The following is a 17,927-nucleotide window of genomic DNA, read 5'->3' as shown; positions in this document are numbered from 1 at the left end:
GGGTGAACCCGCTCCCACACTCAGAAGACTTCGTTCAACCGAATATCCGCATCGACCCGCAGCCGATGCAGCGCCCCATGCCCGACCTGTACCTGCAACAACTGCTCCCGCGGCAAGCCACGCGCTCGCGCCAGCAACAGGCGCATCACCCCGCCATGGGTCACCAGCAGCACCCGCTCGCCAGCATAAGCCGCCTGCAACCTCGCCAAGGCATCCAGCACCCGCACGGAAAACGCCTCCACCGGCTCGCCACCAGGTGGCGTGAAGCCATAGGGATCGTTCCAGAACAGCCCCAACGCCTGCTCGTGATCGGCCATCAGTTCCAGGGCTGTGCGCCCTTCCCAGTCACCGAAATGCAGCTCCTGCAGCCCCGGTTCCAGCGCCAGCGGCAAGCCCGATTGCTCGGCCAGGCGCTCGGCGAACCGCGCACAACGCTGCAATGGCGAACTGACCAGCCGATCCCAGGGCCCAACGCCCACCACCGCCGCCTGCATCTGCGCCCAGCCCGCCTCGGTCAGGGCATCGTCGAGACTGCCGCGAAAGCCTCCACCCAGCTCGGTCTCGCCGTGGCGCAACAGGTCGAGGATCATGCCGGACGATCCGCCACCGCCGCTTCGGCGAAGGTCGCCATCTGCCCGTGCAGGTCGCAGGCCAGGCGCAGCAACGGCACCGCCAGCGCCGCGCCACTGCCCTCGCCCAGACGCAGCCCCAGCTCCAGCAACGGCTCGCCTTGCAGCTCGGCCAGCACCCGGCGATGCCCGGGCTCGGCACCGCGATGCCCGAACAACAACCATGGCCGGCACGACGGATTGAGGCGTACCGCCAGCAACGCCGCCACCGAACAGATAAAGCCATCCACCAGCACTGCCACGCCTTCCTGAGCGCAGGCCAGGTAGGCGCCGGTCAGGGCGGCGATCTCCAGGCCGCCAACCCGCAGCAATACCTGCCATGGATCGCCGTTTGCCGCCTGGTGCAGACGCAGCGCCGCCTCGATCACCTCGGCCTTGTGCCGCACCCCTGCAGCGTCCAGGCCGGTACCGGGGCCGCTCAGCTCGCTGGCCGGGCACTCCAGCAAGGCGCAGGCCAGCGCACTGGCCGCCGTGGTGTTGCCGATGCCCATCTCGCCGCCGATGAACAGCCGCGCCCCCGCCGCCAACGCCCGCAGGGCGCTGTCGCGGCCGGCCTGCAAGGCACGCGTGCCCTGCTCCGCGCTCATGGCCGGGCCCTTGGCGAAGTTGGCGGTACCCGCAGCGATGCGCTCATGGCGCACGCCCGGCAGGTCGAGGGCCAGGTTCACCGTACCCAGGTCGACGACTTCCAGCCGCGCATCCAGTTGCCGCGCCAGGACGCTGATGGCCGCGCCACCGCTGACGAAGTTGAGCAGCATCTGCCCGGTGACTTCCTGCGGGTAGGCGGAAATGCCTTCGGCGACCACGCCGTGGTCCCCCGCGAAGATGCCAATCCACACCTGGTCCAGGCTCGGTTTCAGTTGCCCCTGCAATGCCGCCAGGTCCACCGCCACCTGCTCCAGCCGGCCCAGCGAGCCGGCCGGCTTGGTCAGTTGCTGCTGGCGCGCGAAGGCTTCTTCACGCACGTTCTCGTCCGCGACGCGGCACGCTTCCAGCCACCAGGCCTGGGTCATGATTCGGTTCCTTTGAGGTAGAGCGGCAGGCCGGCGACAGTAAGAATTACCCGCTGGCAACGTTCGGCGACGGCCTGGTGCAACCAGCCGGCCTCATCGACGTAACGCCGGGTCAGTTCGCCAAGGGGGACCACGCCCAGGCCGGTTTCGTTGCTGACCAGGATGATCTCTCCCGGCAGTTCGGCCAGGCATTCCAGCAGCCCGTCGCGCTCGGCGGCCAGGCGCGCCGGGTCGTCGAGCATCAGCAGGTTGGTCAGCCACAGGGTCAGGCAGTCCACCAGCAGGCAACGGTCGGCGGCGGCTTCGGTGCGCAGTACCCGGGCCAGGGCCAGCGGTTCCTCGATCAGGCCCCACTCGGCCGGACGCCGCTCGCGGTGCAGTTGCACCCGCGCGTTCATTTCACCGTCCAGCGGTTCGCTGGTGGCGATGTAGGTCACTGCCAGGCCGCTAGCCGTGGCGCGTTGTTCGGCCAGGCGGCTCTTGCCCGAGCGGGCGCCGCCGAGGATCAGGTTGAGCATGGTCAGGCGAGTCCGCAGAGTTGACGCAGGTGCCCGCCGTCCAGGTGCTTGTCCACCAGGTCGGCGAGGCGTTCGATATCCCGCTCGCGCAGGGCGTGGTAGTCGATCCGTTCGACGTCCTTGATCCCGGCCCAGCGCAGCAGCGCGGCGCAGGACCCAGGCGACTCGAACAGGCCGTGCAGGTAGGTGGCGAGGATCTGCCCGTCGGCGCTGATCGCGCCGTCACAACGGCCATCGGCCAGCTGCACCGCCGGGTTCTCCAGGGCCGGGCCACGGGTGACGCCGGCGTGGATCTCATAGCCGCTGATCGCCGCCTGCTCCAGGGCCAGGCTACCGCTGACGTTGCGCAGCTGTTTTTCCGCCTCCAGGACCGTCGAGTAGTCCAGCAGGCCAAGGCCCGGACTGCTGCCCGCGGCACCTTCCAGCCCCAACGGATCGTCCACCACCTGGCCGAGCATCTGCAGGCCGCCGCAGATGCCGAGCAGCTTGCCGCCATAACGCAGGTGCCGCTGGATGGCCTGCTCCCAGCCACGCTCGCGTAGCTGCGCCAGGTCGCCGCGCACGCTCTTCGAGCCGGGCAGGATGATCAGGTCGGCCGGCGGGATGCTCTCGCCCGGCCCGATGAATTGCAGGTCCACCTGCGGGTGCAGGCGCAACGGGTCGAAATCGGTGTGGTTGCTGATCCGCGGCAGCACCGGAACGATCACCTTGAGTACCTGGGCCGCCTTGTCGCCCTGGCGCCGGTCGAGGCCGTCCTCGGCTTCCAGGTGCAGGTCCATCACGTAGGGCAGCACGCCGAGCACTGGCTTGCCAGTGCGTTGTTCCAGCCAGTCGAGCCCGGGTTGCAGCAAGGCGATGTCGCCGCGGAAGCGGTTGATGACGAAGCCCTGGACCCGCGCCTGCTCGCTGGGCGAAAGCAGTTCCAGGGTGCCAACCAGGTGGGCGAACACGCCGCCACGGTTGATGTCTGCGATGAGGATCACCGGGCAGTCCACCGCCTCGGCGAAGCCCATGTTGGCGATATCGCCGGCGCGCAGGTTGATTTCCGCGGGCGAACCGGCGCCCTCCACCATCACCACCGGATACGCCGCCTCCAGGCGTTGGTGCGAGGCCAGCACCGCCTGCATGGCGATGGCCTTGTAGTCGTGATAGGCCACGGCGTTCATGCTGGTGACCGCGCGCCCGTGGACGATGACCTGGGCCCCGGTGTCGCTGTTGGGCTTGAGCAGCACCGGGTTCATGTCGGTGTGCGGCGCCAGCCCGCAGGCCTGGGCCTGGACCGCCTGGGCCCGACCGATCTCGCCGCCGTCGGCGGTCACCGCGCTGTTCAGCGCCATGTTCTGCGGCTTGAACGGCACCACGGCGACGCCCTGGCGCTTCAGCCAGCGGCACAACGCGGTCACCAGGGTGCTCTTGCCGGCGTCGGAGGTGGTGCCTTGCACCATCAGCGTGGTCATTTCGGTTCCTTGCGGTAGTCGTCCAGCGCGGCCGTCAGCTTCAACCAGTCGGCCTCGCCGGCGGGCAGGCCGAAGCGCAGGCCGGCGGGGTGTTCGAACAGGCGCAGGAGAATCCCGCGCCGGGCCATGAAGTCGTGGATCCGCGCGGCGTCGGGATGGCGCAGGTACTGGAACAGGTCGCAGCCGGCGGCGGGGGCCAGGCCGGCATCCACCAGCAGCGCAGCCAGCCGGGTGCTGGCGTGGGCACAGCGTTCGAGCTGGGCTTGCCGGGTGGCGCGATCACCGAGGCAGGCGGTGCCGAGGATCCGCGTCGGCCCGCTGATCGACCAGGGCCCGATGTCCTCCGCCAGCGCGCGCAACAACAGCGGCTCGGCAAGGACGAAGCCGAGGCGCACCCCGGCCAGGCCGAAGAACTTGCCGAACGAGCGCAGCACGATCAGCCCTTGCCGCTGGCTGTCGGCGGCGATGCTCTGCGCCGGCGTGTTGTCCATGAAGGCTTCGTCCACCAGCAGCCAGCCGCCGTGGCGATCGAGGCGTTCCAGCCAGGCCAGCAGGGTCTGCCGCGACAGCACCCGGCCGGTGGGATTGTTGGGGTTGACCAGCACCAGCACGTCGAGGTCGTCCAGTTGCCCTTCCACCTCGGCCTCGTCCAGTTCCCGCACCTGATGCCCGGCGCGGCGCCAGGCCTCGGCGTGCTCGGCGTAGCACGGCGACAGCACCCCGACCACGCCACGCGGACGCAGGCGCGGCAGGGCCTGGATGGCCGCTTGCGAGCCGGCCACCGGCAACAGTTCGCTGACGCCGTAGTAGGCACGGGCAGCCTGCTCCAGGCCGTCCTCGGTTTCCGGCAGGCGGGCCCAGGCGCGCAGGGGAATATCGGGCACCGGGAATGGCCAGGGCGCGATGCCGCTGGACAGGTCCAGCCAGTCTTCGTGGGCGATGCCGTAGTGCTCGATCGCCCGCTGCAGGCGACCACCGTGTTCAAGCATAGAATTCGGCTCCCAGGCACAGCAGCAACAGCCACAGCCAGACACCCTGGCAGACCAGGCGCCAACCGCGCTCGATGGCCCCGGCATCGGCTGCCGGGCCTTCGCCCAGGCGCGCACGCTCGTGCAACTCACCATGATAGACAGCCGGGCCGCCCAGCTCGACGCCCAGGGCCCCGGCCCCGGCGGCCATCACCGGACCGGCGTTCGGGCTGTCCCATTGTGGCGCCTGCTGGCGCCAGCATTTCAGGGCCAGGCGGGTCTTGCCCAGCAGCGCATAGGTCAGCGCCACCAGGCGCGCCGGGATGTAGTTGAGGACATCGTCGATGCGCGCGGCGGCCCAGCCGAAGCGCTCGAAGCGCTCGTTGCGATAGCCCCACATGGCATCGAGGGTATTGCTCAGGCGATAGAGCACCACTCCCGGCGCACCGGCGATGGCGAACCAGAACAGCGCGGCGAAGACCGCGTCGCTGCCATTCTCCAGCACCGACTCGGTGGCCGCGCGGGCCACGGCGGTTTCGTCCAGCTCGCGGGTTTCCCGGCTGACCAGGTAGCCGACACGCTTGCGCGCCTCGTCCAGGTCGCCTGCGCGCAGGGCATCGGCCACCGGCTGCACGTGCTCGCCGAGGCTGCGCAGGCCGAGGGCGCAGTACAGGGCGAGGATTTCCACCAGCCAGCCAATGTACGGCAGCCAGGACAGCGCGGTGGCCAGCAAGGTCAGCGGCACCACGGCAAGGAACCAGGCGGTGACGCCATGGCTGCGCCAGCCGCGACCCCCGGCATTGAAACGTTGCTCCAGGCGTCCGGCCATGCGGCCGAAAGCCACCAGCGGATGCCAGCGCCGCGGCTCGCCCAGCAGCGCATCCAGCGCTACCCCGGCCACGGTCAGCAGGGCCACACTCATTCGTTCTCTCCCCAATGGTTTTCAAACAGCATGTCGGCCAGCGGTCGCGGCGTGATCCAGCCTTCCAGGGCCAGCATCGGCGCCGGGTAGAACGCGCGTACCGGGCCCAGGCAGAGGATCGCCAGCGGCTTGGCCCCGGCCGGCATGCCCAGCAGCTCGGCCAGCGCCTGTGGGTCGAACAGCGACACCCAGCCCATGCCCAGGCCTTCGCCGCGAGCGGCCAGCCAGAGGTTCTGGATCGCGCAGGAGAGCGAGGCCAGGTCCATTTCCGGCAGGGTGCGGCGGCCGAAGATATGCGCTTCGCGCTTGTCCATCAGCGCCGCCACCAGCAGTTCGGCGCAGTCGTTGATGCCTTCGACCTTGAGTTGCATGAATTCGTCGGAACGTTGCCCCAGCGCCTCGGCGGTGCGCAGGCGTTCGTCCTCGACCAGGGCCTGGATGCGCTGGCGCAGGTCGCGGCAAGTGATGCGGATGAAGCGCCAGGGCTGCATCAGGCCGACGCTGGGGGCCTGGTGCGCGGCTTCCAGCAGGCGTGCGAGCAGCTCCGGGGCAACCTCGCCGCCACTGAAATGACGCATGTCGCGACGCTCGCCGATGGCGCGGTAGATCGCCGCGCGCTCGGCTTCGCTGTAGGCGTGTTCGCTCATGGTGCCAGCAGCGCCGCCGTCGCATCGGCGTTGGAGGGGAAGTAGAAGTGCACGTACGAGGCGGTCAGGCGCCCGCTGCGGTACACCGCTTCCGCACCGCGCCCGCCGTTGGGGCTCTGCCCGCGGGCGATCGGTTCCAGCTCGGTGCTGGTCAGGGAATGATGGTAGGTATGGCCGCGCAGGGTGCCTTCCGGCAGTTCCACCGCCTGCAGGGCCAGGGCCGCCAGGCGCTTCTGCATCACCGCCTCGCCCGCCAGCAGGCCGGCCAGTTCGGCGCGCTCGCCGGCGACATCGGTCAAGGCATCGAGCAGGTAGAGCATGCCGCCGCACTCGGCAAGCACGGGCTTGCCGGCCTGGTGATGGGCACGGATGGCCGCCAGCATCGGCGCGTTGGCGGCCAGGGCGTGATGGTGCAGCTCGGGGTAGCCGCCGGGCAGGTACAGGCTGTCCGCCGCCGGCAGTTCGCGGTCATGGATCGGCGAGAAGAAGCTCAGCTCGGCACCCATCGCCCTCAGCAGGTCGAGGTTGGCGCCATAGGTGAAGGCGAAGGCTTCGTCACGGGCCACGGCGATGCGCACGCCGGCCAGGCGCGGCTCGACGGCATGCGCCTCGGGGGCAGCGAACGCCACTGGCGGCGGCAGGGACGACTGGCAGCTGTCGCCCAGGGCCTTGGCAGCGGCGTCGAGGCGCAGGTCGAGGTCGCTCAGTTCGCTGGCCTGGACCAGTCCCAGGTGGCGGCTCGGCAGCTCGATCCCGGTCTCCCGGGACAACCCGCCGTACCAGCGCAGGCCTTCGGTGAGGCTGCCTTCCAGCAGCTGCGCATGGCGCAGCGAGCCGACACGGTTGGCCAGCACGCCGGCGAACGGCAGGTCGGCCTGGTAGCGCGCCAGGCCCAGGGCCAGGGCGCCGAAGGTCTGGGCCATGGCGGTGCCGTCGATCACCGCCAGCACCGGCACGCCGAAATGGCGGGCCAGGTCGGCGCTGGACGGAGTGCCGTCGAACAGGCCCATCACCCCTTCGATAAGGATCAGGTCGGCCTCGCCGGCGGCTTCCCAGAGCAGGCGACGGCTTTCCCCGGCGCCGACCATCCACAGGTCGAGCTGGTACACCGGCGCGCCGCTGGCGCGTTCGAGAATCATCGGATCGAGAAAGTCCGGTCCGCACTTGAACACACGGACCTTGCGCCCCTGGTTGCGATGCAGGCGGGCCAGGGCCGCGGTCACGGTGGTCTTGCCCTGACCGGAGGCCGGCGCGGCGATCAGTACCGCCGGGCAATGCCGGGTGTCACTCATAGCTCGACGCCCTTCTGGGCACGGATGCCGGCCTGGAAGGCATGCTTGACCATGCCCATCTCGGTGACGGTGTCGGCCAGCTCGATCATCTCGTCCTTGGCGCCGCGGCCGGTAACGATCACGTGCTGCATCGGCGGACGGGCCTGGAGGTCGCCGAGCACCTGATCCAGGTCAAGGTAGCCATGCTTGAGGGCGATGTTCAATTCATCCAGCACCACGAAGCCGATGCTCGGGTCCTGCAACAGTTGCCGCGACACGGCCCAGGCCGCTTCGGCGGCGGCGATGTCGCGCTGGCGGTCCTGGGTTTCCCAGGTGAAGCCCTCGCCCATCACGTGGTAACGCACCTGCTCGGGGAAACGGCGGAAGAACAGTTCCTCGCCGGTGGCGTTGCGGCCCTTGATGAACTGCACCACGCCGCACTGCATGCCATGGCCGAGGGCGCGGGCGAGCATGCCGAAGGCCGAGCTGCTCTTGCCCTTGCCGTTGCCGCTGAGCACCAGCAGCAGGCCGCATTCGTTGGGGGCGTTGGCGATGCGCTCGTCGATCACCGCTTTCTTGCGCTGCATGCGCGCCAGGTGGCGTTCGTCACGTTCGGGGGATTCGCTCATCGGGGGTCTCCGCGGGCCACTGTCGACAGGCGGGAAGCGACGACAGCTGGAAAGGTGGGCACGGCGGGACAGGCGCAGGCGGCGGGCGACGGGGCCCGGCAAACCGCGCATCACCCTCCGTGATGCCGTTGACTGTTTGCAGGCCGGTCTCCGGGCTCATGAGTGGATCGCGATCCCGACCGGGCGCCTTCCCGGGTCGGAAACCCAGTGGCCTTGCGCGGTCTTGCCTCATCTACCGTTGCGGGGGCAGCGCCGGGATCGCACGTCGCGCGTGCCCACCGGCTTCCCTGTTTCACCCTGTCGACCGCAAGGTCACAGAGCACCTGAAACAAGTCGCGAAGGTTAGAGGGTTGGGCACTGAGCGTCAATTGGAGACGCCCGTCACAGGCCGGACCAATGGCACTATCCGCAGGCTGTGCCACAGTGATATCAAATCGCCATGGTTTTCCGCTGTACTCGTACAAAAACTACGAAAGGAGAGCAGCATGCAAGGCCTGATTCTCAACAATCCCCGACTCGAATTCCTGCGTCCGGCACTGGAACGCTGGGGGGAGTCCATCGAGCGCTTCAACCAGGTCCTGGGCGATGGCGAAGGTCCTTACTGGCAAGGCGTCCAGGCCAACCTCGGCACCCTCTCCGCAGCCATCTGGCAGGCCGAACTGGTGACCTTGCAAGGCTACCAGAGCAAGAAACAGCGCGATGAAGGCGAACGTGGGGCGCAGTGCGATCTGCTGATCGCCAGCCGTGACGAATCGGCCTACCTGCATGCCGAGCAGCGCTGGCCCAAGGTGGGCCGCCTGGACCTCAGCAGCGCCTTGCAGGAAGCCGGGGCGGTGGCCAAGGGCATTGCCTATGCGAGCCAGCTGAAGCTCGCCGCGCTGTTCGTCAGCCCGGTCAAGCTGGAAAAGCATGCCAGCCCGGAAGAACTGCAGGACATGGTGGATGACCTGCAGAAGCACAACGCCTGCGCCATCGCCTGGTGTTTTCCGTACGGGTATCGCAAGTTGCATGACGAGTTCGGGCAGTACTATCCCGGAGTGGCGCTGCTGCTGAAGCAGGTCTGATCCCCTGAAACCAATCGCCGGCCATCCCGGCGATTGGCCAGGATGGCCGCCCTCATTCCTGAACACTCGACTGAACCTCCCGCCTCCGCCCCGCCTCTGACCTGTAACACCCCCGTTACGCGAAGGAGTCGAGCATGTCCTCACTGCGCCTTGCAGTCCTGCTGGCCATCGCCGCCGGCCTGACCGCCTGCGGCGAATCCGCCCGCCTGCAGGTCACCGATGGCAGCGGCCCGTCGCCGCAACTGCCGGAACCGAACAAGACCCTGATCCCCACGGTGAACATCGCTCCGGCCGTGGGCTGGCCGGAAGGCACCAAACCCGTCACCGCCCAGGGCACGCAGGTAGTGGCCTTCGCCAGCGGACTGGACCATCCGCGCTGGCTCCATGTGCTACCCAACGGCGATGTACTGGTGGCGGAAACCAATGCCCCGGAGAAACCCGAGGACGGCAAGGGCATCCGCGGCTGGGTTATGAACAAGGTCATGGCCAAGGCCGGCGCCGGGGTGCCCAGCGCCAACCGCATCACTCTCCTGCGGGATGCCGACAGGGACGGCGTGGCGGAAACCCGCACGGTGTTCCTCAAGGATCTGAATTCGCCGTTCGGCATGGCCCTGGTCGGCAACGATCTGTACGTCGCCGACACCGACCGCCTGCTGCGCTTCAAGTACCAGGACGGTGCGACCTCGCTGGACGGGCCCGGTGAAGCGGTCACCGATCTTCCGGGTGGCCCGCTCAACCACCACTGGACCAAGAACGTGATTGCCAGCCGCGATGGCAAGAAGCTGTATGTCACCGTCGGCTCCAACAGCAACGTTGCCGAGAACGGCATGGACAAGGAGACGGAGCGCGCGGCGATCTGGGAAGTCGATCCGGCGACGGGCCAGCACCGGGTGTTCGCCTCCGGCCTGCGCAATCCCAATGGCCTGGCCTGGGAGCCGCGCAGCGGGCAGCTATGGACGGCCGTGAACGAGCGTGACGAGATCGGCAGCGACCTGGTGCCGGACTACATCACCTCGGTACGTGACGGCGGGTTCTATGGCTGGCCGTACAGCTACTACGGCCAGCATGTCGACGTGCGGGTCCAGCCCGGCAACCCGAACCTGGTGGCCGAGGCGCTGGTGCCGGACTACGCGGTGGGCCCGCACACGGCTTCGCTGGGCCTGGCTTTCGCCGACGGGACACTGCCGCCGCCGTTCGACCAGGGTGCGCTGATCGGCCAGCATGGCTCGTGGAACCGCAAGCCGCACAGCGGCTACAAGGTGCTGTTCGTGCCCTTCAGCACGGACGGCAAGCCGGCGGGCAAGCCAATCGACCTGCTGACGGGCTTCCTGAACGACGACGGCAAGGCGATGGGGCGGCCGGTAGGGGTCGTCACCGACCAGCGTGGGGGCGTGCTGGTGGCGGATGACGTGGGGAATGTGGTCTGGCGGGTGAGCAAGGCGCGCTAGCCTGTGCCGGCCTCAACGCGGGCATTGCCGGCGATGAGGCCATCGGCCAGGGCACAAGGCTACGGGTTGTGCGCCAGATGCTCCGGTGCCTTCAGCACCCGCTTGGCATTGAGGTACGAACGCTGCCAGTAGTTGTTCGACAGGTAATCCAGGCGCACCGTCCCGCCAGTGGACGGCGCATGCACGAAGCGCCCTTCGCCGACGTAGATCCCGGCATGGTTCACCTGCCCGCTGCCGTTCGTCGCAAAGAACACCAGGTCCCCCGATTGCAGGGCATCACGGCCCACATCCGGGGCGCGCATGACGATCAGCTCACGGGTCGAACGCGGCAGCGCGATGCCTGCGGCGTCACGATAGACATAGCCGATCAGGCCACTGCAATCGAATCCCGAATCCGGGGTGTTGCCACCCCAGCGATACGGCGTGCCCACCAGGCCCAAGGCGCGGAAAAGCACGTCGTCAGCGGCTGGCGAGTAGGTCAGTGGCGTGGGAACGTACGCCGGCTGGACCACCGGGGGCGGGGTCGGGGCGTGGCTGGAGCAGGCACCGAGCAGTGCTGCCAGGGACAATACCGCTAGGCGCGCCATCATCGACATCTCAGAACATCCTGTCTGAAAGGGCCCGGCTTCAGGCCGGAAAATTGGTGAGAATCAAGATTAGACGTTTTCTGTAAACACGCACGGCGACTAGCTTTTCAGCTCGTCGCCGTGTTGTGACACCGCCCGTTGACGCTTAGTTGCGCGAAAGTTGGGTCGGTGCCGGAGCCATCGCCAGCGCGCGCTTGGCTTCGATGAAGGTCTTGCTCCAGTAGCGATCGCCCAGGCTGTCGATGCGCACACCACCGCTGCGGCGGCTGCTGGAGTGGATGAACTGGTTGTCGCCAAGGTAGATGCCGGCGTGGCTGACGCGACCGCGGCCGTTGGTGCTGAAGAACAGCAGATCACCCGGCTTGAGGTTGTTGCGCGATACCAGCGGGGCATCCACGTTGATCATTTCGCGGGTGGAGCGCGGCAGGTTCATGCCGGCTTCCTCGCGGAACAGGTAGCCGATGAAACCGCTGCAATCGAAGCCGGACTGCTCGGAGGTGCCACCGAAGCGGTAACGGGTACCGATCAGCGCCATGCCACGTTCGAGGATGCTGTCGGCCAGGGCTGGCAGTTCATAGGACTTGCTGCTGGAGAAGGCTTCCAGATCCTGCTCGGTGGCCAGCTCTTCCTCGAAGACCGAGGCATCGGCGACGGTGGAGGATTTGTGAGCGGTCTTGGCGGAAACGGAGTAGTGATCCTGCTGTTGCTGGACCGGGCCTTGGGCCGCGCAGCCGAACAGCAGCGTCACGAGTGCGAGGGGCACGAGGGGTGCGAAGCGATTCAGCATGGGCACGACCGTGTCTTGGAGTTTGATGAAGCCGCGACTATGCCTTCTATCGATTCGATTTGCAAATTCAATCGAAAAAAATGTGACTTTTATGTGCCGCAGGTCAAGGACGGGGTTTACCAGCCCAAAGTTTCCTTCAGGAACGGGATCGTGAGCTTGCGTTTTTCCTGCAGCGAGGCCTGGTCGAGGCGCTCCAGCAGGTCGAACAGCGCGCTCATGCTGCGGGTGCCGCGGGTGAGGATGAAGTGCCCGACTTCGTCGGTCATGTGCAGGCCACGACGCGAGGCACGCAGTTGCAGGGCACGCAGCTTGTCTTCGTCGGTCAGCGCGCGCATCTGGAAGATCAGGGCCATGGTCAGGCGCGACTTGAGGTCCGCCAGCTTGATCGGCAGTTCCCGCGGCGAGGCGGAGGCGGCGAGCAGCAGGCGCCGGCCGCTGTCGCGCAGGCGGTTGAACAGGTGGAACATGGCCTCTTCCCACTCCGGCTTGCCGGCGATGACATGGAGGTCGTCGAGGCACACCAGTTCGTACTGTTCGAGGTGATCCAGCAGTTCGACGCCACGGTCGAGCAGTTGCGCCAGGGGCAGGTACACGGCGGGTTCGCCCAGTTGCTCGAAACGCAGGCAGGCGGCCTGCAGCAGGTGGGTACGCCCGACACCCTGCTTGCCCCACAGGTAGATGAGGCTTTCGGTCCAGCCGGCGTCGGCTTCGCAGAGTCGCTCGACGTAGCCCAATGCGGCGGCGTTGGCACCCGGATAGTAGTTGATGAAGGTGGCGTCATCGCGCAGACGCACACCCAGGGGCAACTGGATCGGTTTCATGCTGGCTGGGCGGTTGCGAGGAACCGCAAAGGGCCCTTGGTAAAAGTTTGCAAAGTCTATACCCGTGGCGGCGGCCGCACAATGAGCGAAGAAAATCAAAGGCTTGCACCGGCCTTCAGGGCACGGTGAAAGCCCATTGCCACTATCTATAACTCAGGATCGATTTCTTCGCCGTACATATCCGACCTTTTATAGAAGTCGTGGGCATGCCGCAGCAGCACCATGATCACCGCTGCCGCCGGCAAGGCCAGCAAGACCCCGGTAAAGCCGAACAGCTCGCCACCGGCAAGGATGGCGAAGATCACCGCCACCGGGTGCAGGCCGATGCGGTCGCCCACCAGCAGCGGCGTCAGGACCATGCCTTCGAGCGCCTGGCCGACCATGAACACCGCGGCGATACCCAGCAGCGGGTAGAGGTCGCCACCGAACTGGAACAGCCCGGCGATCATCGCCGCACCAATACCGATGATGAAGCCCATGTACGGCACGATGGCCGCCAACCCCGCCAGCAGGCCGATCAGCAGGCCCAGTTCGAGCCCCACCAGCATCAGCCCGCTCGCGTAGATCACACCCAGCGCCAGCATCACCAGCAACTGGCCACGCACGAAGGCACCGAGCACCTCATGGCACTCCCCCGCCAGTTCCACCACCTGCGGCTCGCGCTGGCGCGGCAGGAGGCTGCGCAGCTTGGCCATCATCAGGTCCCAGTCGCGCAGCAGGTAGAAGCCCACCACCGGGATCAGCACCAGGTTGGCCAGCCAGCCCACCAGCGCCAGCCCCGAGGCGGTGACCTGGGACAGGACCACGCCGACGATATCGGTGGTCTGGCCCATGTGCTCGCCGATGGCGGCCTTGACCTTGTCGAACTTCCAGAAACCGTCGGCCAGGCCCAGCTTCGCCTGGGCCCAGGGCAAGGCCACATGCTGCAGCCAGTCGAGCATCTGCGGCGCCAGCTCGTACAGGCGCACCAGCTGTTTGGCCAGCATCGGGATCAACACCAGCAACATGGCCAGCAGGATCAGGCTGAACAAGGCGAACACCACCGCCACACCGGCAGTGCGCGACAGGCCCCAGCGCTCCAGGCGATCCACCAGCGGATCGGCCAGGTAGGCCAGGAGAATGCCAACCAGGAACGGCGAGAGGATGCCGTGGAGCAAATAAAGGAGCACTCCCAGCAACAGGACCGCACCCAAGGCGATCCAGCGGCGCGTATCGATCATCGCCATGGCTCCTTACCAGCGGAACCGCAGGCCGGTGAACGACGCGGGGGCCGGCGCGGCTGCCACACCCTCGGCAGGCGGGGCAACCGGTGCCGGCGGCGCGGTCTCGGCCGGCAGTTCCTGCAGTTTCGCCAGGCCCAGTTGGGCACGCAGTTGATCGGCGCTGCCGGTGGCCTTCCAGGTCATCACATCGCCCTGCACTTCGGTAATCCGTCCGGCAAAGGGCTCCAGGACCCGGCCCAGCTCGGCGTAGCGCTCCAGGTTCATGCCCTGTACCTGGAACAGCTGTTCACCGCTCGCCCCGGGCTTGACCACGAAGCGCGGCGCCAGTCGCTGGCTCACCGCAAGCATCACCGCGTCGGCGAGGGCAGCCTGGTCGGCGCCCTCGACCTTGCCCTGCTCGCGCTGGTCGCCCAGCCACAGGCGCCAGGTGCCGTTCCACTTGCCATCGGCTTCACTGGCGTGCACCGCCAGCAGGGCGTCGGCGGCATAGCGCCCGGAGGCGGCCTGCAACGGTGCCGGGTCGGTACCTTCGAGATTCTTCGCGGTGGCCACAAGTTGCTCTTCTAGGTCGCCCAGTGGCAGGCGCAGCGGCAGGCCACGATGCTGCGCGGCGCGGCGCAGCACGTCGGCGCTGGCCTGGCCATCGCCGACCAGGCTCGAACCTTCGGTGCTGTCGTTCAACCACCAGCCGAGGATCGCCGGGCGGTTGCTGCCCCACAGGGCCAGGCCGGCCTTGCGCAGGGCGCGCTCGGTACTGCCCGGATCGAACTCCACCAGCAGGGTTTCCGGAGGGCCCGCCTCGAAACCGAACTGGCTGATGATCTGCTGCGGATCCTTGCGCAGCTCGGCAAGCCCCGGGTTCTGCGGCGCCTTGGGATCGCCGGTGAGGCGCAGGACCAGGGTGTCCAGCGCACCCTGGGTCGCCTGGGCCTTGGCTTCGGCGTCCTGCCCGGCCACCGGTTCGCGGACCTGGTACAACCCGGAAACGGTTTCGGCCTGGGCCGCCATGGCGAACAAGGCAACGCAGCAACCCAACAGATATGAACGCAAACGCATGGAGGATTCCTGTCCAGATAAGAAAGAAGCGAAAGCCAAGACTCCCGCCACAGCGCAAAATTCACTCAGGGGGCGCTGTTTCACCTCCTATACCTTATACAGGCCGTGACGAGGCAACCACCCGCGCACCGCGATTCGCGTTTTTTCCTTGGATTGAGGCCCTGCCCGTCGGCCTGAGGATGGCCGCTGCCGGGCAACCCTGATAAAATCGCGCGCCTTCGCAGACCGCTGACGGTCGGGCAGGCGGATCCATTCTTCCCGCAGCCTGGCAGGTCACGGTCGATTCCCCCGAATCCCTCCCTCCTAAAGGCCTGGATCACATGAGCAAGCAACCCTCCCTGAGCTACAAGGACGCCGGTGTAGACATCGACGCCGGCGAAGCACTGGTCGAACGCATCAAAGGCGTGGCCAAGCGCACCGCGCGCCCGGAAGTCATGGGCGGCCTGGGCGGTTTTGGCGCCCTGTGTGAAATCCCGGCCGGTTACAAGCAGCCGGTCCTGGTCTCGGGCACCGACGGCGTCGGCACCAAGCTGCGCCTGGCCCTGAACCTGAACAAGCACGACTCCATCGGCCAGGACCTGGTCGCCATGTGCGTCAACGACCTGGTGGTCTGCGGCGCCGAGCCGCTGTTCTTCCTCGACTACTACGCCACCGGCAAGCTCAACGTGGACGTGGCCGCCACCGTGGTCACCGGCATCGGCGCCGGTTGCGAACTGGCCGGTTGCTCGCTGGTCGGTGGTGAAACCGCGGAAATGCCGGGCATGTACGAAGGCGAGGACTACGACCTGGCCGGCTTCTGCGTCGGCGTGGTCGAGAAGGCCGAGATCATCGACGGCTCGAAGGTTGCCACCGGCGACGCGCTGATCGCCCTGCCGTCCTCCGGCCCGCACTCCAACGGCTACTCGCTGATCCGCAAGATCATCGAAGTGTCCGGCGCCGACATCGAGCAGGTGCAACTGGACGGCAAGCCGCTGACCGAACTGCTGATGGCCCCGACCCGCATCTACGTCAAGCCGCTGCTCAAGCTGATCAAGGACACCGGCGCGGTCAAGGCCATGGCCCACATCACCGGCGGCGGCTTGCTGGACAACATCCCGCGCGTACTGCCAAAAGGCGCCCAGGCGATCGTCGACGTGGCGAGCTGGGAGCGTCCGGCCGTCTTCAACTGGCTGCAGGAACAAGGCAACGTCGACGAGCACGAAATGCACCGCGTCCTGAACTGCGGCGTCGGCATGGTCATCTGCGTCGCCCAGGACCAGGTCGAAGTGGCCCTGGACACCCTGCGCGCAGCCGGTGAGCAGCCATGGGTCATCGGCCAGATCGGCGTTGCCGCCGAAGGCGCCGCCCAGGTCGAGCTGAAGAACGTCAAGGCGCACTGATGCCCACAGCGAAGTGCGATGTGGTGGTGTTGCTGTCGGGTTCCGGCAGCAACCTGCAAGCCCTGATCGACAGCGCCCGTGCCGGGGATTCCCCGGTACGGATCCGCGCCGTGATTTCCAACCGCGCCGACGCCTACGGGCTGCAGCGCGCCCGTGACGCCGGCATCGACACCGCCGTGCTCGACCACAAGGCCTTCGACGGTCGCGAAGCCTTCGACAAGGCGCTGGTCGAGCAGATCGACGCCTTCTCGCCGCACCTGGTGGTACTGGCCGGCTTCATGCGCATTCTCAGCGGCGGCTTCGTCCGCCACTACGAAGGCCGCCTGCTGAATATCCACCCGTCCCTGCTGCCCAAATACAAGGGCCTGCACACCCATCAGCGGGCGCTGGAAGCCGGCGACCGCGAGCATGGCTGCAGCGTGCATTTCGTCACCGAGGAACTCGATGGCGGGCCGCTGGTCGTACAGGCAATCATTCCGGTGGCCGCGGATGACACGCCGGAAAGCCTGGCGCAGAGGGTTCACGGCCAGGAACACCAGATCTACCCGCTGGCGGTGCGCTGGTTCGCCGAAGGCCGTTTGCGCCTGGACGAGCACGGTGCTCTACTGGATGGCCAGCCCCTCCCGGCCAGCGGCCACTTGATTCGACCCTAGGAGATTTTATGCGTCGCGCCCTGCTTCTCGCTCTTGCCGTGCTCGCGCTGCCGCTCCAGGCAGCCGACCTGAAACCGTTCTCGGCCAGCTACACCGCCGACTGGAAGCAACTGCCGGTTGCCGGCGGCACCGCCGAGCGCAGCCTGGTCAAGAATGCCAACGGCACCTGGGACCTGAACTTCAAAGCCTCGATGATGCTCGCCAGCCTCACCGAGAAAAGCACCCTGAGCCTGGACAAGGACACCCTGCTGCCGCAGAAGTACAACTTCGAACGTGGCGGCCTGGGCAAGGCGAAGAAGGTCGAACTGGTCTTCGACTGGACGCAGAAGGTCATCACCGGTGAAGACCGTGGCGATGCGGTGAAACTGCCGCTGAACCGTGGCGTGCTGGACAAGTCGTCCTACCAGCTGGCCCTGCAGCATGACGTGGCCGCGGGCAAGAAGAGCGTGAGCTACCAGGTGGTCGATGGCGACGAGATCGACACCTATGACTTCCGCGTGCTGGGTACCGAGAAGGTCGCCACCAAGGCGGGCCAGATCGACGCGATCAAGGTCGAGCGCGTGCGCGACCCGAGCCAGAGCAAGCGCATCACCGAGCTGTGGTTCGCCAAGGACTGGGACTACCTGCTGGTGCAACTGCGCCAGGTCGAGACCGATGGCAAGGAATACGTGATCGTCCTGCAGGACGGCACGGTGGATGGCAGGTCGGTCAAGGGCAACTGACCGACTCGTTGTTCGTGATATTCGGAAACCCCGCCAAGTGCGGGGTTTTCTTTTGCCTGTGAGGGCCTCATCGCTGGCAAGCCAGCGATGAGGCCCTCCTGATCAAGCATGAAAGATCTTTCATCGCGGTTTT

The 17,927-nt window shown here is 67.1% G+C and carries 19 protein-coding genes and 1 riboswitch; of the genes, 5 read left to right on the top strand and 14 right to left on the bottom strand.

Features of this window, described 5'->3' with window-relative positions; translation table 11 throughout:
• Positions 1-20: 20 nt before the first annotated feature.
• Genes V0R59_RS23940 through cobO form a run of 9 tightly spaced genes read right to left on the bottom strand, consistent with a single transcriptional unit; the run spans position 21 to position 8,054 of the window.
• The gene (locus V0R59_RS23940) at positions 21-590 is read right to left on the bottom strand and encodes a histidine phosphatase family protein (protein ID WP_330075286.1); all 570 of its coding nucleotides are present in this window, start codon (positions 588-590) and stop codon (positions 21-23) included.
• On the bottom strand, positions 587-1,642 hold the full coding sequence (cobT, locus tag V0R59_RS23935) for a nicotinate-nucleotide--dimethylbenzimidazole phosphoribosyltransferase (RefSeq protein ID WP_330075285.1): 1,056 nt from the start codon (positions 1,640-1,642) through the stop codon (positions 587-589). Before cobT ends, V0R59_RS23940 begins: the two co-directional genes overlap by 4 nt.
• On the bottom strand, positions 1,639-2,160 hold the full coding sequence (gene cobU, locus V0R59_RS23930) for a bifunctional adenosylcobinamide kinase/adenosylcobinamide-phosphate guanylyltransferase (RefSeq protein ID WP_330075284.1): 522 nt from the start codon (positions 2,158-2,160) through the stop codon (positions 1,639-1,641). Before cobU ends, cobT begins: the two co-directional genes overlap by 4 nt.
• Before the next feature lie 2 nt (positions 2,161-2,162).
• On the bottom strand, positions 2,163-3,617 hold the full coding sequence (locus tag V0R59_RS23925) for a cobyric acid synthase (protein WP_330075283.1): 1,455 nt from the start codon (positions 3,615-3,617) through the stop codon (positions 2,163-2,165).
• A complete protein-coding gene (gene cobD, locus V0R59_RS23920; protein WP_330075282.1) occupies positions 3,614-4,606 on the bottom strand; it encodes a threonine-phosphate decarboxylase CobD in 993 nt (330 codons plus the stop codon). Before cobD ends, V0R59_RS23925 begins: the two co-directional genes overlap by 4 nt.
• On the bottom strand, positions 4,599-5,507 hold the full coding sequence (gene cbiB, locus V0R59_RS23915; RefSeq protein WP_330075281.1) for an adenosylcobinamide-phosphate synthase CbiB: 909 nt from the start codon (positions 5,505-5,507) through the stop codon (positions 4,599-4,601). The genes cobD and cbiB overlap by 8 nt, the downstream gene beginning before the upstream one ends.
• On the bottom strand, positions 5,504-6,154 hold the full coding sequence (gene bluB, locus V0R59_RS23910) for a 5,6-dimethylbenzimidazole synthase (RefSeq protein WP_330075280.1): 651 nt from the start codon (positions 6,152-6,154) through the stop codon (positions 5,504-5,506). The genes cbiB and bluB overlap by 4 nt, the downstream gene beginning before the upstream one ends.
• On the bottom strand, positions 6,151-7,446 hold the full coding sequence (locus tag V0R59_RS23905) for a cobyrinate a,c-diamide synthase (protein WP_330075279.1): 1,296 nt from the start codon (positions 7,444-7,446) through the stop codon (positions 6,151-6,153). Before V0R59_RS23905 ends, bluB begins: the two co-directional genes overlap by 4 nt.
• Positions 7,443-8,054 carry a cob(I)yrinic acid a,c-diamide adenosyltransferase gene (cobO, locus tag V0R59_RS23900; RefSeq protein ID WP_330075278.1) on the bottom strand — a complete coding sequence of 204 codons (612 nt, stop codon included), beginning with the start codon at positions 8,052-8,054 and terminating at the stop codon, positions 7,443-7,445. The genes V0R59_RS23905 and cobO overlap by 4 nt, the downstream gene beginning before the upstream one ends.
• 124 nt (positions 8,055-8,178) lie before the next feature.
• Positions 8,179-8,396: riboswitch (cobalamin riboswitch) on the bottom strand.
• 143 nt (positions 8,397-8,539) lie between these two features.
• On the opposite strand from cobO, the gene V0R59_RS23895 reads away from it, so the two are divergent.
• Together V0R59_RS23895 and V0R59_RS23890 are read left to right on the top strand one after the other, a co-directional pair.
• A complete protein-coding gene (locus tag V0R59_RS23895; RefSeq protein ID WP_330075277.1) occupies positions 8,540-9,118 on the top strand; it encodes a hypothetical protein in 579 nt (192 codons plus the stop codon).
• Between the two features lie 134 nt (positions 9,119-9,252).
• Entirely contained in the window at positions 9,253-10,566 is a 1,314-nt protein-coding gene (locus V0R59_RS23890; protein WP_330075276.1) for a PQQ-dependent sugar dehydrogenase, read from the top strand.
• A 59-nt stretch (positions 10,567-10,625) separates the two neighbouring features.
• Here the strand turns inward: V0R59_RS23890 and V0R59_RS23885 are convergent, their stop codons facing one another.
• The 5 genes from V0R59_RS23885 to V0R59_RS23865 form a co-directional block, all read right to left on the bottom strand.
• Positions 10,626-11,162 carry a C40 family peptidase gene (locus V0R59_RS23885; protein WP_330075275.1) on the bottom strand — a complete coding sequence of 179 codons (537 nt, stop codon included), beginning with the start codon at positions 11,160-11,162 and terminating at the stop codon, positions 10,626-10,628.
• Positions 11,163-11,298: 136 nt separating this feature from the next.
• Positions 11,299-11,940 carry a C40 family peptidase gene (locus V0R59_RS23880; protein WP_330075274.1) on the bottom strand — a complete coding sequence of 214 codons (642 nt, stop codon included), beginning with the start codon at positions 11,938-11,940 and terminating at the stop codon, positions 11,299-11,301.
• A 116-nt stretch (positions 11,941-12,056) separates the two neighbouring features.
• On the bottom strand, positions 12,057-12,761 hold the full coding sequence (hda, locus tag V0R59_RS23875) for a DnaA regulatory inactivator Hda (RefSeq protein ID WP_330075273.1): 705 nt from the start codon (positions 12,759-12,761) through the stop codon (positions 12,057-12,059).
• A gap of 146 nt (positions 12,762-12,907) precedes the next feature.
• Positions 12,908-13,981 carry an AI-2E family transporter gene (locus tag V0R59_RS23870; RefSeq protein ID WP_330075272.1) on the bottom strand — a complete coding sequence of 358 codons (1,074 nt, stop codon included), beginning with the start codon at positions 13,979-13,981 and terminating at the stop codon, positions 12,908-12,910.
• A gap of 12 nt (positions 13,982-13,993) precedes the next feature.
• Entirely contained in the window at positions 13,994-15,040 is a 1,047-nt protein-coding gene (locus tag V0R59_RS23865) for a DUF2066 domain-containing protein (protein ID WP_330075271.1), read from the bottom strand.
• Between the two features lie 320 nt (positions 15,041-15,360).
• Between V0R59_RS23865 and purM the strand changes: the two genes are divergently transcribed.
• The 3 genes from purM to V0R59_RS23850 are packed head-to-tail and all read left to right on the top strand — an operon-like array spanning position 15,361 to position 17,794.
• Positions 15,361-16,419, top strand: coding sequence for a phosphoribosylformylglycinamidine cyclo-ligase (gene purM / locus V0R59_RS23860; protein ID WP_330075270.1), 1,059 nt, complete (start codon positions 15,361-15,363; stop codon positions 16,417-16,419).
• Positions 16,419-17,072 carry a phosphoribosylglycinamide formyltransferase gene (gene purN / locus V0R59_RS23855; RefSeq protein ID WP_330075269.1) on the top strand — a complete coding sequence of 218 codons (654 nt, stop codon included), beginning with the start codon at positions 16,419-16,421 and terminating at the stop codon, positions 17,070-17,072. The genes purM and purN overlap by 1 nt, the downstream gene beginning before the upstream one ends.
• Before the next feature lie 8 nt (positions 17,073-17,080).
• Positions 17,081-17,794, top strand: a complete 714-nt coding sequence (locus V0R59_RS23850) for a DUF3108 domain-containing protein (RefSeq protein WP_330075268.1) — start codon at positions 17,081-17,083, stop codon at positions 17,792-17,794.
• The last annotated feature ends 133 nt before the right edge of the window (positions 17,795-17,927 follow it).

Origin of the sequence: Pseudomonas ulcerans, assembly GCF_036324125.1 — a bacterium.
In the GTDB taxonomy this organism is placed as follows: Bacteria; Pseudomonadota; Gammaproteobacteria; order Pseudomonadales; family Pseudomonadaceae; genus Aquipseudomonas; species Aquipseudomonas ulcerans.
Note: the sequence above shows the minus strand (reverse complement) of the source record. Positions and strands in the feature narration are given on the sequence as shown.